At 72.1% G+C, this 17,141-nt stretch carries 1 protein-coding gene; it reads right to left on the reverse strand.

Annotated features, from left to right (window positions below; translation table 11 throughout):
• Positions 1 to 242: 242 nt before the first annotated feature.
• Positions 243 to 17,129, reverse strand: a complete 16,887-nt coding sequence (locus tag PS467_RS15460; protein WP_311035764.1) for a type I polyketide synthase — start codon at positions 17,127 to 17,129, stop codon at positions 243 to 245.
• Between the last annotated feature and the right edge of the window lie 12 nt (positions 17,130 to 17,141).

A 17,141-nucleotide genomic window follows, 5' to 3' on the forward strand; every position in this document is an offset into this window, starting at 1 on the left:
GTTCAGCGGCCCCGCGCTGTATCCGCTGGGATGTGTCCGCGGGATGTCTCCGCCGGTGACCTCACTGGTCCGCCCGGCCGTGTCCGCGCCGGCATTCCGCCCGTACGACGACGTCGGTCCCCGAGCCCGCGTCCGGGGCTCGGGAACCGACGTCGTGCCGGGCCCGAATCGGCCAACAGCGTCTTGGGGGGCGGGGCGGGCCCTTTCGGGTGGGCCCGCCCCTTTTGGCGCCGCAGCGCCCGTCAGCCCGACAGCCAGTCCTCCACTACCCGCGCCGTCGTACCGGCGTGGTCCTCCATCATCGTGAAGTGGTCCCCCGGCGCATCGACCGCGGTGTGCGGCAGTTCCCAGTACGACCGCCAGTCGCCGTCGCGGGACCAATCGAAGAACCGCTCCTCGGCCCGGACCAGCAGGGTCGGGGTCTTGACCTCGCGGGGCCGCCACTGCCCGAACAGCCGGAAGTACGCGCCCATGGCCAGCAGCCGGGTGTCGTCCACCGGCACGTGGCCGGTGCTCCGCTCGTCGATCCCGGCCCTCAGGTTCGGCTGGACAGCCATGGCCGCTTCCGGGTCGTGCGAGTAGATGTCGAGCAGCACCACCGCGTCCGGGAAGACCCCGGTGCTCTCCAGCCGTGCGGCCACCTCATGGGCGAGCAGCCCGCCCGAGGAGTGCCCCAGCAGCACGAACGGCGCCCCGTCGGTCTGCCGCAGCACCGCCTCGGTGTGTGCTTCGATCACCGCCTCGGGGTTCGCCGGAAGCCGCTCCCCGGCGACGAAACCGGGGTTGCCCAGCGCCCAGACGTCCCGGTGGCCACGGAATCCGGCGGCGAACCGGGCGTACTGGTGCGGGCCTCCGATCGGCAGGATCGAGGGGAAGCAGACCAGCGCGGGCCGGGTGTCACCGCCGCGGGACAGCCGCACCATCGTGGGCGACTTGTCCAGTTCCGCGGCGCTCGCGAACGAGGGCCGGAACCGCGAGACATCCATCAGCAGCCGGGTGAACTCCTCCTGCCGGCCGAGTTCCTCGGCTTCCCGCATCATCGCGCCGAACACGGCCGACGACTCCGTGCCCGCCGTCTCTCCCTGCGCGGCGCCCGACACCGTACCGCCCTCGGCGGCCACCGGACCGGCCAGTCCGGCGAGCAGTTGCCGGGCGACCAGCTCGGGCGTGGGCTGGTCGAAGAGCAGCGTCGGGGGCAGCCGCAGCCCGCTCACGGCGTTGAGCCGGTTGCGCAGCTCGACGGAGGTCAGGGAGTCGAAGCCCAGCTCCAGGAAGCCACGCGTGGCCCCCACGGCCTCCGGGCCCTCGAAACCGAGGACCGTGGCGGCGTGGGTGCGGACCAGGTCCAGCACGACCTTCTCCCGCTCCGCCTCGTCCAGCCCGGCCAGACGGCGCGCCAGCGAGGGGCCGCTCCCGTCGGCCGCCGCGGCGGAGGCCATGCGCCGCCGGGGCGTCGCCCGGACCAGTCCGCGGAACACGGCGGGCAACGTGCCCTCGGCGGCCTGCTCCCGCAGCGGCGCGGTGTCCAGGTGGAGCGGTGCGAGCACCGCCTCACCGTCGACCGCGCATGCCACGTCGAACAGCTCCAGACCGTCCGCCGAAGACAGCGGCTTCATCCCGGAGCGCTCGAGACGCCGCACGTCCGCGTCCGTCATGGCGCCGGTCATCGCGCTGCGCTGCTCCCACAGGCCCCAGGCCAGCGAGAGGGCGGGCAGGCCGGCGGACCGGCGGTGTGCGACGAGGGCGTCCAGGAAGGCGTTGGCGGCGGCGTAGTTGGCCTGGCCCGGCGCACCGAAGGTGCCGGCGACGGACGAGAACAGCACGAACGCCGTGAGGGGGAGATCACGGGTCAGCTCGTCGAGGTTCCGGGCCGCGTCCACCTTCGGCCGGAACGCCGTGTCGATCCGGTCCGGGGTGAGCGCGGGCAACGGCCCGTCGTCCAGCACACCCGCGGTGTGCACCACGGCGGTGAGCGGATGCGCCGGGTCCACCTCGGCCAGCATCGCCGACAGCGCCTCACGGTCGGCCACATCGCACGCCGCGACGCTCACCTCGGCGCCCCGCTCGGTCAGTTCGGCGACCAGCTCGGACATCCCCTGGGCGCGCAGTCCACGACGGCTGTTGAGCAGCAGACGCCGCACTCCGTGCTCGGCCACCAGATGGCGGGCGAGCTGCCCACCGAGGACACCGGTGGCGCCGGTGATGAGCACCGTGCCGTCCGGGTCGAACCCCGGCAGCCCCTCGGGCGCCCGGCCCTGGTCCTGGTCCTGGTCCCGGACGGCGACCCGGGCCAGCCGGGGCGCACACAGGCCGCCCGCCCGGATGGCGATCTGCGGCTCACCGCTGGACACCGCCGCCGTGAGCGTCGTGGCCGATACCTGTTCACCGTCCAGGTCCAGCAGCAAGAAACGGCCCGGGTTCTCGGTCTGGGCCGTCCGGACCAGACCCCATACGGGCGCGTGCGGCAGGTCGGCCACCCCGGAGTCCGGGGACGTGGCGACCGCGCCGCGGGTGAGGAACGCCAGCCGCGCCCCGGCGAAACCCTCCTCCGCGAGCCACGACTGCGCGTCCTCCAGCGCGGCGTGCGCGGCCAGCCGCGCACCCTCCGCCAGATCGGCGCCATCGGCGCCATCGGCGGGGGCGATGTGCGGGAGGAGGACGACGTCGGGCCGGTACCCGCCAGAGGCCACCACGGCCGCCAGCTCGGCCAGATCGGGGAAGACATCGCACTCGGCACCGGTGGACTCCAGCGCGGTGACGAGCCCCAGGGCGTCCGTACCGTTCACGGCACCCGCGTCGACCAGGGCCCAGCGGATGGACTCGGGGGCCGCCGAGGGCGCCGGTACCGCGGCCCACTCCAGCCGGAACAGCGATGCGTGGTAGCTCACCTGGGCCGCGCGCAGCTGCTCCGGGGCAATGGTCCGCAGCACCAGCGAGTCCACCGACGCGACCGCGCCACCGTTCTCGTCCGCGACCGTCAGGGACACCGCGTCCGGCCCGGCCGGTGCGATCCGTACGCGCAGCGCCGTGGCGCCCGCGGCGTGGAGGGTGACACCACTCCAGGAGAACGGCATCCGGATGCCATCGGCGTCGGCTGCCACGAAGTCACCCAGCGCCACGCCGTGCAGCGCGGAGTCCAGCAGCGCCGGGTGCAGCCCGAAGAGCGCGGCGTCGGTCCGCTGCCGCTGCTCCAGCCGGAGCTCGGCGAAGACCTCCGCACCACGCCGCCAGGCGGCCGTCAGCCCCTGGAACGCCGGACCGTAGCCGACACCGCCGGCCGCGAACCGCTCGTAGAGATCGTCCACCTCGATGGCGACCGCCTCGGCGGGTGGCCATTCGGCCAGGCCCTCGGCGGTGCCGGCGGTCTCACCCGGCGCGAGGACACCACTGGCGTTACGGCTCCAGGACTGGTCCGAGACGTCGCCCCGGTCCGCGTCCGATTCCGGTTCCGGACGGGAGTAGACCTCCAGAGTCCGGCGCCCGTCCGCGTCGGGCGCGCCGACGCTCAGCCGCAGCTGGGCGCCGCCCCGCTCGGGCAGGATCAGCGGCGCCTCCAGGGTGAGCTCCTCCAGCAGATCGCAGCCCACCTGGTCGCCCGCCCTGACCGCCAGTTCGACGAAGGCCGTGCCCGGCAGCAGCACCGTACCGGCCACCGCGTGGTCGGCGAGCCAGGGGTGGGTGTGGAGGGAGAGCCGCCCGGTGAGCAGGAAGCCGTCGGTGTCCGGCAGCTCGACAGCCGCGCCGAGCAGCGGGTGGTCGGCGGAGCCCAGACCGGCGGAGGAGACATCGCCCGCCGAGGCCGGGACCTCGATCCAGTAGCGCTGGTGCTGGAAGGCGTACGTGGGCAGGCCGATACGGCGCGCGCCGGTGCCCTCGAACACCGCCTCCCAGTCCACCGCCACACCGCGCGTCCACGCCTCACCGACGGAGGCCCAGAACCGGTCCAGGCCACCCTCGTCACGCCGCAGCGAACCGATCGCGGCGGCGTCCACACCGGCGTCCTCGGCGGTCTCCTGCACACCCATCGTCAGCACCGGGTGGGCGCTGGACTCGATGAAGACACCGAAGCCCTCGTCCAGCAGACGGCGAACCCCGCTCTCCAGCTCGACGGTGCGCCGCAGGTTGGTGAACCAGTACTCGGCGTCCAGCTCCGAGCCCGCGACCCACTCCCCCGTCACGGTGGACAGGAAGGGCACTTCGGCGGCCTTGGGCTGTACGGGCGCCAGCAGCTCCAGCAGCTCGTCGCGGAGCAGCTCGACCTGGGCGGAGTGCGAGGCGTAGTCCACCGGCACCCGACGGGCGCGGACCTCGTCCGCCTCGCACGCGGCGATCAGCTCGTCCAGGGCCTCGGGCTCACCCGAGACCACCACCGACGAGGGGCCGTTGACGGCGGCGACCGAGATCCGCTCCTCGCCCCAGGGGGCGATCCGCTCCCGCACCTGGGCCACCGGAAGCGCCACCGACACCATGCCGCCCTTGCCCGCCAGCACCCGGCCAATGGCCTGGCTGCGCAGCGCCACGACACGGGCGGCGTCCTGCAGGGACAGAATGCCCGCCACGCACGCCGCCGCGATCTCACCCTGTGAGTGACCGATCACCGCCGCCGGGGCGACCCCGAGCGAACGCCACAGCTCCGCCAGCGACACCATCACCGCGAACAGCACCGGCTGGACCACATCCACCCGGTCCAGCGATGGCGCACCCTCCGCACCCCGCAGCACATCCACCAACGACCAGTCGGTGAACTCCGCCAACGCGGCCGCGCATTCGTGGATACGGGCCGCGAACGCCGGCGCCGTGTCCATCAGCTCCACGGCCATACCCGCCCACTGGGACCCCTGCCCCGGGAAGACGAAAGCCGTCTTGTCGGACACCCCGACGTTCTGGACCGGCGCCACACCCTGGACCAGCGCCGTCAGGGCCCGGATGAAGTCGTCGCGGTCGGTACCCACCAGTACCGCACGCTGGTCGAAGGCGGCGCGGGTGGTGGCCAACGAGTAGCCGACATCGGCCGGACGCAGTTCCGGGTTCGCGTCGAGGTGGGCCAGCAGCTTGGCGGCCTGCGCGCGCAGCGCCGCCTCACCCCTGGCGGACAGCGGCCACGGCAGCGCGCCGGACACTTCGAGGGAGGGTTCGGCAGGCTTCGCCGCCGTCTCTCGCTCCGCCGGGGCCTGCTCGAGGATGGTGTGCGCGTTGGTGCCGCTGATACCGAACGAGGACACCGCGGCACGCCGCGGACGGCCTGTCTCGGGCCACTCCACCTGCTCGGTCAGCAACGACACCGCACCCGCCGACCAGTCCACATGCGGCGACGGCTCATCCACATGCAACGTCCGGGGCAGCACACCATGCTCAATGGCCTTGACCATCTTGATGATCCCCGCCACACCGGCCGCCGCCTGCGTGTGACCGAAGTTCGACTTCACCGACCCCAGCCACAACGGCGCCTCATCGGTGTGCTCCTGACCGTACGTGGCCAGCAACGCCTGCGCCTCGATCGGGTCACCCAGCGTCGTACCCGTACCATGCGCCTCGACCACATCCACCTCAGCGGCGGACAACCGGGCATTGGCCAGCGCCTGCCGGATCACCCGCTGCTGCGACGGACCGTTGGGAGCGGTGAGGCCGTTGCTGGCGCCATCCTGGTTGATCGCACTGCCGCGCACGACCGCCAGCACCGGATGCCCGTTCTTCCGGGCGTCCGACAGCCGCTCCACCAGCAGCATGCCCACACCCTCGCCCCAGGCCGTACCGTCGGCCGCCGCCGCGAACGGCTTGCAGCGACCATCGGTCGACAACCCGCGCTGCTTGCTGAAAGCGATGAAGGTGCCGGGGGTGGCCATCACGGTCACACCACCGGCCAGCGCCAGCGAGCACTCACCGCTGCGCAGCGCCTGCACCGCCATGTGCAAGGTCACCAGCGACGACGAACACGCCGTGTCCACCGTCACCGCCGGACCCTCAAGACCGAAGGTGTACGACACCCGGCCCGACGCCACACTGCCCGAACTCGCGGTGCTGATGTAGCCCTCAAGACCATCGGGCGCACGGTGCAGCAGAGAGCCGTAGTCGTTGTACATCACACCGGTGTACACACCGGTCCGGCTGCCACGCACCGCCGCCGGGTCGATACCGGCCCGCTCGAACGCCTCCCACGACGTCTCCAGCAGCAACCGCTGCTGCGGGTCCATGGCGAGGGCCTCACGCGGCGAAATCCCGAAGAACACCGGATCGAAGTGATGGGCATCGTGCAGGAAACCACCGTTACGGGCATAGCTGGTGCCCTGCCGGTCCGGGTCGTCGTCATAGAGCGACTCGATGTCCCAGCCACGGTCCGTGGGCATATCGGTGATCGCGTCGGTGCCCTCGACCACCAGCTTCCACAGTTCCTCGGGCGAGGTCACCCCGCCGGGGAACCGGCAGCTCATCGCCACAATGGCGATCGGCTCATCGGCACCCGCCGTCGCGGCGACCACGGGAGCGCCCGTATCCGCCTGACTGCCCTGCGCCTCGGCCCGCAGATACGCGGCGAGGGCGACCGGGTTCGGGTAGTCGAAGATCAACGTGGCAGGGAGCCGGACACCACTGGCAGCCGTCAGACGGTTGCGCAACTCGACAGCGGTCAGCGAGTCGAAACCGATTTCGCTGAACGCACGCTGCGGTTCCACCGCCTCCGGCCCGGCATAGCCGAGCACCGCGGCCACCTGCGCACGCACCAGGTCCAGCACGATGCCCTCGGCCTCGGCGTCCGGGACCCCGGCCAACTGCCGCGCCAGCGCACCGGACCGCGCCGCCGCGGCCGCCTGAGCCGCCCGACGCGGCGGAACCCGCACCAGACCACGGAACAGCGGCGGCAGCATCCCCGCACCCGCCTGAACCCGAAGCGCGGCCATATCCAGCGGCAACGGCACCAACAGCGCCTCGTCCGAGCCCTGCGCGGCATCGAACAGCTCCAGGCCCATGTCGGCGGTGATCGCGGCCGCACCGCCTCGCCGCAACCGGTCGAGCTCCGCCTCGTCCAGCTCCCCGGCCATACCACTGGGCTCGGCCCACAGACCCCACGCAAGGGAAGTGGCGGGCAACCCCTGGGCCCGACGGTGCTGGGCCAGAGCATCCAGGAAGGCATTGCCCGCCGCGTAGTTGCCCTGCCCCGCACCACCGAACACACCGGCGGCCGAGGAGAACAGCACGAACGCCGACAGATCCAGGTCCCGGGTCAGCTCGTGCAGGTTCCACGCCGCGTCCACCTTCGGACGCAGCACCCGCTCCACCCGCTCCGGCGTCAGCGACCCGATCACACCGTCGTCCAGCACACCCGCCGTGTGCACGACGCCGGTCAGCGGATGCTCCGCCGTCATCGCCGCCAGCACCTCGGCCAGCGCGTCGCGGTCCGCCACATCGCAGGCGGCCCAGCGCACCTCCGCGCCCGACTCGGCCAGCTCGGCGCTCAGTTCGGCGGCTCCGGGGGCCTGGTCACCACGGCGGCTGACCAGCAGCAGCCGACGCACACCCCGCTCGGTCACCAGATGGCGCGCGAAGAGATTGCCCAGCATCCCACCGGCACCAGTGATCAGCACCGTGCCGTCCGCGTCGAAGGCGAAGGGCTCCCGGTCGGTGGCAGGGGCGGTGGTGCGGGCCAGGCGCGGGGTCTTGACCGCGCCCTGGCGTACGGCGAGTTCCTGCTCCCCCGATTCCAGGGCAGCGGGGAGTGCGGTGAGCGAGTCCGGGTGGCCGTCGAGGTCCACCAGGACGATACGCCCGGGATTCTCCGACTGCGCCGAGCGGATCAGACCGGTCGCGGTGGCCTGCGCGGGCTCGGCCACCACGTCCTCGGCAGCCGTAGCCACCGCGCCCTGAGTGAGAACGACCAGCCGCGAGTCCGCGAAACGGTCCTCGGCCAGCCACGTCTGCACCAGATCGAGAGTCCCGACAGCGGTCTCGTGCGCCATCGCGACCGGCGAGGAGCCCTCCCCCGACACCGCCTGCGGCGCCAAGGAGACCACGACATGCTCCGGAGCCACAGCACCGGACTCGACCGCCCCGGCCAGCCCGGCCAGATCCGCGTAGAGGTCCGCTTCGAGGCCAGGGACCCCCGCGCCCACCACCGCCACACGCCCCCCGGAGGACGTGCCAGTGGGAGCCGGTACCGGCACCCACTCCACCCGGAACAGAGCATCCGCCGCGCCACCACCAGCATGACCGGCACCCAACTGCTCCGGCGACACCGCACGCAGCGCGAGCCGCTCCACCGACGCCACCGGCGCACCCGTCACATCAGCCAGCTGAAGCGCCACCGTGCCATTCCCGGCCGACGACAACCGAACCCGCACACTGTCCGCACCCACCGAGTGCACCCGCACACCGCTCCAGGCAAAGGGCAGACCACCCCGCTCCAGGTCCTCGGTCAGATCACCCAGCCCGATCGTGTGCAGCACAGCGTCCAGCAGCGCAGGATGCAACCCGAACACATCGGCACCGGGCTCCACACCCTCAGGAAGCGCGACCTCGGCATAGACCTCGCCATCGGCCCGCCAGGCCGCCCGCACCCCCTGGAAAACCGGACCATAGCCGAAGCCCGCCTCGGCCAGACCCTCATACAGCCCATCGATCCCGATCCGCTCGGCACCCGCCGGCGGCCAGACACTCAACTCGAACGACGGCACCGACGACGACGCGCCCTCCAGGAGCACACCGGTGGCATGCCGCACCCACAGCTCGTCGTTCCCGGCCTCGTCGGGGCTCGAGTGGAAGGTCACGGTACGGCGGCCGGTGTCGTCCGGGGCCCCCACGGCGATCTGCAACCGCACCCCGCCCCGCTCGGGCAGGATCAGCGGCGCCTCCAGCGTGAGCTCCTCCACCAGATCGCAGCCCACCTGCTCACCGGCCCGCACCGCCAGCTCCACGAACGCGGTACCGGGCAGCAGCACCGAGCCCATCACCGCATGGTCGGCCAGCCACGGATGCGTCTCCAGCGACAGCCGCCCGGTGAACAGGAAGCCCTCCGCGTCGGCCAGGGACACGACCGTGCCGAGCAACGGGTGGTCGGCGGAGCCGAGGCCGGCCGAGGAGACGTCACCCAGCGAGGCCGGGACCTCGATCCAGTAGCGCTGGTGCTGGAAGGCGTAGGTGGGCAGTTCGACACGCTCCGCGCCGGTGCCCGCGTAGTACGCCTCCCAGTCCAGGGCCGCGCCACGGGTGTGCAGAGTGGCCAGGGCGGTGGTCAGGGTCTCCACCTCGGGGCGGCCGGACCGCAGCACGGGGACGAACGCCACCTGCTCCGCCTCGCCCGCCAGACACTCCTGTCCCAGCCCGGACAGCACACCGTCCGGGCCCAGTTCGAGGTACGTCGTGACACCCTCCGCCTCCATCGCGCGGATGCCGTCGAGGAAGCGCACGGCCTCGCGGACGTGACGCACCCAGAAGCCGGGGCTGGTGATCTCCTCGGCGGAGACGACGTTCCCGGTGAGATTGGAGACGATCGGGATACGCGGAGCCTCGTACGCGAGCCCCTCGGCCACCTCGCGGAAGGCGTCGAGCATCCCGTCCATACGCGGCGAGTGGAACGCGTGGCTGACCGTGAGCCGCTTGGTCTTACGCCCCCGCTCCTCGAAGCCCGCCGCGATCTCCACCGCCGCGTCCTCGTCACCCGCGATGACCACCGACGTCGGGCCGTTCAGCGCGGCGACGCTCACGCTGTCGGTGAGCAGCGGCAGCACCTCGTCCTCCGACGCCTGGACGGCGATCATCGCCCCACCCGCCGGAAGCTCCTGCATCAGACGGCCACGCGCCGCCACCAGCTTCACCGCGTCCGCCAGCGACAGCACACCCGCCACATGCGCGGCAGCGATCTCACCGATGGAGTGACCGGACACCACATCCGGCCTCACACCCCACGACTCGACCAGCCGGAACAGCGCCACCTCGACCGCGAACAGCGCGGGCTGGGTGAAACCGGTCCGATCCAGCACAGCGGCGTCGTCGCCGAACAGCGCCTCCTTCAAGGGCCGTTCCCCATGCGGGTCGAGCGCGGCACACACCGCGTCCAGCGCCTCGGCGAACACCGGGTACGTCTCGTACAGCTCACGCCCCATGCCCAGGCGCTGACTGCCCTGGCCGGTGAAGAGAAACGCCAGCTTTCCCTCGGTCTCCACACCCCGCACCACCCCGGCGGCGGGCTCACCGGAGGCGAGAAGTGCGAGCCGGTCCAGGAAGGTCGCGCGGTCACCGGCGACGACAGCCCCCCGGTGCTCCAACGCGGCGCGAGTGGTGGCCAGGGAGTAGCCGAGAGATACCGGATCCAGTTCGGGGCGTTCGGCCACATAGCTGTGGAGCCGGGCGGCCTGGGCGCGCAGGGCGTCCTCGCCCTTGCCGGAGATCACCCAGGGCAGCAGCGGAAGGACACGGGGCTCTGTGTCGGAGGCGGCCGTGCTGTCCGTCTCCGTCTGCGCCGGGGCCTGTTCGATGATGGCGTGCGCGTTGGTGCCACTGATACCGAACGAGGACACCGCGGCACGCCGCGGACGGCCCGTCTCGGGCCACTCCACCTGCTCGGTCAGCAACGACACCGCACCCGCCGACCAGTCCACATGCGGCGACGGCTCATCCACATGCAACGTCCGGGGCAGCACACCATGCTCAATGGCCTTGACCATCTTGATGATCCCCGCCACACCGGCCGCGGCCTGCGTGTGACCGAAGTTCGACTTCACCGACCCCAGCCACAGCGGCGCCTCATCGGTGTGCTCCTGACCGTACGTGGCCAGCAACGCCTGCGCCTCGATCGGATCACCCAGCGTCGTACCCGTGCCATGCGCCTCGACGACGTCCACCTCGGCGGCGGACAACCGGGCATTGGCCAGCGCCTGACGGATCACCCGCTGCTGCGACGGACCATTCGGCGCCGTCAGACCATTCGACGCACCATCCTGGTTGATCGCACTGCCACGCACGACCGCCAGCACCGGATGACCGTTCTTCCGGGCGTCCGACAGCCGCTCCACCAGCAGCATGCCCACACCCTCAGCCCAGGCCGTACCGTCGGCCGCCGCGGCGAACGGCTTGCAGCGACCGTCCGTGGCCAGTCCACGCTGCTTGCTGAAGGCCACGAAAGTACCGGGGGTGGCCATCACGCTCACACCACCGGCCAGCGCCAGCGAGCACTCACCGCTGCGCAGCGCCTGCACCGCCATGTGCAAGGTCACCAGGGACGACGAACACGCCGTGTCCACCGTCACCGCCGGCCCCTCCAGACCGAAGGTGTACGACACCCGGCCCGACGCCACACTGCCCGAGCTGGCCGTGCCCATGTAGCCCTCAAGGCCATCGGGCGCACGGTGCAGCAGCGTGCCGTAGTCGTTGTACATCACACCGGTGTACACACCGGTCCGGCTGCCATGCAGCGTCGCCGGATCGATCCCGGCGCGCTCGAACGCCTCCCACGACGTCTCCAGCAGCAGCCGCTGCTGCGGGTCCATGGCGAGGGCCTCACGCGGCGAAATCCCGAAGAACACCGGGTCGAAGTGATGAGCATCGTGCAGGAAACCACCGTTACGGGCGTAACTGGTGCCCCGCTTGTCCGGGTCGTCGTCGTAGAGCGACTCGATGTCCCAGCCACGGTCCGTGGGCATATCGGTGATCGCGTCGGTGCCCTCGACCACCAGCTTCCACAGCTCCTCGGGCGAGGTCACCCCGCCGGGGAACCGGCAGCTCATCGCCACAATGGCGATCGGCTCATCGGCACCCGCCGTCGCGGCGACCACGGGAGCGCCCGCATCCGTCTGACTGCCCTGCGCCTCGGCCCGCAGATACGTGGCAAGAGCGACCGGGTTCGGATAGTCGAAGATCAACGTCGCCGGGAGCCGGACACCACTGGCCGCCGTCAGACGGTTGCGCAACTCCACCGCGGTCAGCGAGTCGAAACCGATTTCACTGAACGAGCGCCGTGGCTCCACCACCTCCGGCCCGGCGTAGCCGAGCACCGCCGCGACCTGCGCACGGACCAGGTCCAGCACGATCGCCTCGGCCTCGGCGTCCGGGACCCCGGCCAACTGCCGTGCCAGCGCACCGGACCGCGCCGCCGCGGCCGCCTGAGCCGCCCGGCGCGGCGGAACCCGCACCAGACCACGGAACAGCGGCGGCAGCATCCCCGCACCCGCCTGAACCCGAAGCGCGGCCATGTCCAGCGGCAACGGCACCACCAGCGCCTCATCGGCGGCATCCGCGAGGTCGAACAACTCCCGGCCCTGGTCGGCCGTGATCGGGGCGATGCCACCGCGCCGCAGCCGGTCCAGCTCCGCCTCGTCCAGTTCCCCGGCCATACCACTGGACTCGGCCCACAGACCCCAGGCGAGGGAGGTAGCGGGCAGGCCCTGGGCCGCGCGGTGCTGGGCGAGGGCGTCCAGGAAGGCATTGCCCGCCGCGTAGTTGCCCTGCCCCGCACCGCCGAACACACCGGCCGCCGAGGAGAACAGCACGAACGCCGACAGATCCAGGTCCCGGGTCAGCTCATGCAGGTTCCACGCCGCGTCCACCTTCGGACGCAGCACCCGCTCCACCCGCTCGGCCGTCAACGACCCGACCACACCGTCGTCCAGCACACCCGCCGTGTGCACCACGGCGGTCAGCGGGTGCTCGGCGGGGAGGCCGGCGAGGACGGCGGCGAGCGCCTCCCGGTCCGCCACATCACACGCGGCCCAGCTCACGTCAGCGCCCAGCTCGGCCAGCTCGGCGCTCAGTTCGGCAGCTCCGGGGGCCTGGTCACCACGGCGGCTGACCAGCAGCAGCCGACGCACACCCCGCTCGGTCACCAGATGGCGCGCGAAGAGATTGCCCAGCATCCCACCGGCACCAGTGATCAGGACCGTGCCATCGGGGCGCCACGGAGCCGAGGTCTCGGCCGGGGCGGCGGCGCGGGCCAGACGCGGTGTGGTGAGCGCGCCCTGGCGTACGGCGAGTTCCTGCTCACCGGACTCAAGAGCGGCCAGGAGAGCAGTTGCCGAGTCCGGGTGGCCGTCGAGGTCCACCAGGACGATACGCCCGGGGTTCTCCGACTGCGCCGAGCGCACCAATCCGGTCACCGTCGTCTGGGCCAGGCTGGCCACCCGATCGTCGGGGGCAGCGGCCACCGCGCCCTGGGTGAGAACGACCAGTCGCGAGTCCGCGAAACGGTCCTCGCTCAGCCACGTCTGCAACAGATCGAGAGCACCGACAGCGGCCTCGTGCGCCATCGCGACCGGCGAGGAGACCTCCCCCGACACCACCTGCGGTGCCAGGGAGACCACGACATGGTCCGGAGCCACAGCACCGGACTCGACCGCCTCGGCCAGCCCGGCCAGATCCGCGTAGAGGTCCGCTTCGAGGCCAGGGACCTCCGCGCCCACCACGGCCACACGCCCCCCGGAGGACGTGCCAGTGGGAGCCGGTACCGGCACCCACTCCACCCGGAACAGAGCGTCCGCCGCGCCACCACCAGCATGACCGGCACCCAACTGCTCCGGGGACACCGCACGCAGCGCGAGCCGCTCCACCGACGCCACGGGAGCACCCGTCACATCAGCCAGCTCAAGCGCCACCGTGCCGTTCCCGGCCGACGACAACCGAACCCGCACACTGTCCGCACCCACCGAATGGACCCGCACACCGCTCCAGGCGAAGGGCAGACCTCCCTGCTCCGGCTGCTCGGTCAATCCACCGAGCCCGATGGTGTGCAGGACGGCGTCCAGCAGCGCGGGATGCAGCCCGAACAGATCGGCACCGGGCTCCACACCCTCGGGAAGCGCGACCTCGGCGTACACCTCGCCATCGGCCCGCCAGGCCGCCCGCACCCCCTGGAAGACCGGACCATAACCGAAGCCCGCCTCGGCCAGACCCTCATACAGCCCATCGGTCCCGATCCGCTCGGCGCCCGCCGGCGGCCACGCGCTCAGCTCGAACGTCGGCGCCGGCGCCGACGCGCTCTCCGCGAGCACACCGGTGGCGTGCCGCAGCCACGGCTCGTCGTCACCGGCCTCGTCGGGGCACGAGTGGAGGGCGAGGGTGCGGCGGCCGGTGTCGTCCGGGGCCCCCACGGCGATCTGCAGCCGCACCCCGCCCCGCTCGGGCAGGATCAGCGGCGCCTCCAGCGTGAGTTCCTCCACCAGATCGCAACCGGCCTGCTCACCGGCGCGCACCGCGAGTTCCACGAACGCGGTACCGGGCAGCAGCACCGAGCCCATGATGGCGTGATCGGCGAGCCACGGGTGGGTCTCCAGCGACAGCCGCCCGGTGAACAGGAAGCCCTCCGCGTCGGCCAGGGACACGGCGGTGCCCAGCAGCGGATGGTCGGCGGAGCCGAGGCCGAAGGCGGAGACATCGCCGTAGGCGGTGCCCGCGTCCAGCCAGTAGTGCTCGCGCTGGAAGGCGTAGGTGGGCAGTTCGACGCGCTCGGCGCCGGTGCCCGCGTAGTACGCCTCCCAGTCGGGGGCGGTGCCCCGGGTGTGCAGGGTGGCCAGGGCGGTGGTCAGGGTCTCGGCCTCGGGGCGGCCGGACCGCAGCACGGGGACGAACGCCACCTGGTCGGCCTCGCCCGCCAGGCACTCCTGGCCGAGCGCGGACAGCACACCGTCCGGGCCGAGTTCGAGGTAGGTGGTGACGCCGTGCGCCTCCATGGCCCGGACGCCGTCGAGGAAGCGGACGGCCTCGCGGACGTGGCGGACCCAGAATCCGGCATCCGCGATCTCGGCGGCGGGGGCGATGCCACCGGTGAGGTTGGAGACGACCGGGATCTTCGGCGCCTGGTACGTCAGGCTCTCCGCGACCTTGCGGAACGCCTCCAGCATCGGCTCCATCAACGGCGAGTGGAACGCGTGGCTGACGGTGAGCCGCTTGGTCTTGCGCCCCTGCGCCTCGAAGCCCGCCGCGATCTCCACCGCCGCGTCCTCGTCACCCGCGATGACCACCGACGTCGGCCCGTTCAGCGCGGCGATGGACACGCCCTCGGTGAGCAGGGGCGCCACCTCGTCCTCGGACGCCTGGACGGCGATCATCGCACCGCCGCCGGGCAGCCGCTGCATCAGCCGGCCGCGGGCCGCCACCAGCAAGGAGGCGTCCTCGAGCGAGAGCACGCCCGCGACATGGGCGGCGGCGATCTCGCCGATCGAGTGGCCGGAGACCACATCCGGCCTCACACCCCAGGACTCGACGAGGCGGAACAGCGCCACCTCGACGGCGAACAGCGCGGGCTGGGTGAACCCGGTCCGGTCCAGCGCCTCGGCGTCGTCGCCGAACATGACCTCGCGCAGCGGCCGTTCCAGACGCGGGTCGAGCGCGGCGCACACCGCGTCCAGCGCCTCGGCGAACACCGGGTACGTCTCGTACAGCTCACGCCCCATGCCCAGGCGCTGACTGCCCTGGCCGGTGAAGAGGAAGGCGAGCTTGCCGCGCGTCTCCACGCCCTGGACCACTCCGGCGCCGGGCTCACCGGAGGCGAGCGCGGCGAGCCGGTCGAGGAAGGTGGCGCGGTCCCCGGCGATGACGGCCGCCCGGTTCTCCAGGGCGGCGCGGGTGGTGGCCAGGGAGCGGCCGACGGACACCGGGTCCAGTTCGGGGCGCTCGGCCACGAAGGCGTGGAGCCGGGCGGCCTGGGCGCGCAGGGCGTCCTCGCCCTTGCCGGACACCACCCAGGGCAGCAGCGGAAGGGTACGGGGCTCCGCCGCCGCCTCGGTCTCGGAACCGGCCTCGGGGACCTCGTCGCCGTCGGTCTCCTCCGCCACCGGGGCCTGTTCGATGATCAGGTGGGCGTTGGTGCCACTGATGCCGAACGAGGACACCGCGGCCCGGCGCGGACGGCCGGTCTCCGGCCACGGGCGGCCCTCGGTCAGCAGCGAAACCGCCCCGGCCGACCAGTCGATGTGCGGCGAGGGCTCGTCGATGTGCAGGGACTTGGGCACATAGCCGTGCTCGATGGCCTTGACCATCTTGATGATCCCGGCGACACCGGCGGCGGCCTGGGTGTGGCCGATGTTGGACTTGATGGAGCCCAGCAGCAGCGGCCGCTCCTCGCTCTTCTCCTTGCCGTAGGTGGCCAGCAGCGCCTGCGCCTCGATCGGGTCGCCCAGCGTCGTCCCCGTACCGTGCGCCTCGACCACGTCGACCTGGTCGGCCGTCAGCCGGGCACTGGCGAGCGCCTGGCGGATGACCCGCTGCTGGGAGGGGCCGTTGGGCGCCGTCAGCCCATTGGACGCACCGTCCTGGTTGATGGCCGAGCCGCGGACGACGGCGAGCACCCGGTGACCGTTCTTCTTCGCGTCCGACAGCCGCTCGACGAGCAGCATGCCCGCGCCCTCGCCCCAGCCGGTGCCGTCGGCGGCCGCCGCGAAGGACTTGCAGCGGCCGTCGAAGGACAGCCCGCGCTGGCGGCTGAACTCGGTGAAGGTGCCGGGCGTCGGCATCACGGTGACACCGCCCGCGAGCGCCAGCGAGCACTCGCCGTTGCGCAGCGCCTGCATGGCCAGGTGCAGGGTCACCAGCGACGAGGAGCACGCGGTGTCGACGGTGAGCGCGGGGCCCTCCAGGCCGAAGGTGTACGCCACCCGGCCGGAGGCGACACTGCTGGAGGCGCCGGTGCCGAGGTAGCCCTCGACACCGGGCGGCACGGCGCGCAGCCGCGCGGCGTAGTCGTGGTACATGACGCCCGCGAAGACACCGGTACGGGTGCCGCGCACCGAGGTGGCGTCGATGCCCGCCCGCTCGAACGCCTCCCACGTGATCTCCAGCAGCAGCCGCTGCTGGGGGTCCATCGCGAGGGCTTCGCGCGGATTGATGCCGAAGAAGGCCGGGTCGAAGTAGTTGGCGTCGTGGAGGAAACCGCCCTCCCGGACATAGCTGGTGCCCGCGCCGTCCGGGTTGTCGTCGAAAAGCCGCCCGGTGTCCCAGCCGCGGTCGGTGGGGAACTCGGAAATGCCGTCCCCGCCCTCGGACACCAGCTGCCACAGGTCCTCGGGCGAGCTGACCCCGCCCGGGTAGCGGCAGCTCATGCCGACGATCGCGATGGGCTCCTGGTCCTCCGACTCCACCTCTTGCAGGCGGCGCCGGGTCTCGTGCAGGTCGGCGGTCACCCGCTTGAGAAAGTAACGGAGCTTTTCCTCATTCATGCGTGCGTTTCC

It is taken from the genome of Streptomyces luomodiensis, from assembly GCF_031679605.1.
GTDB classification, from domain to species: domain Bacteria; phylum Actinomycetota; class Actinomycetes; order Streptomycetales; family Streptomycetaceae; genus Streptomyces; species Streptomyces luomodiensis.

Excerpts from the sequence above, each read along its gene's own strand:
- PS467_RS15460 (WP_311035764.1), bottom strand. The coding sequence starts at position 17,129 with ATGAATGAGGAAAAGCTCCGTTACTTTCTCAAGCGGGTGACCGCCGAC.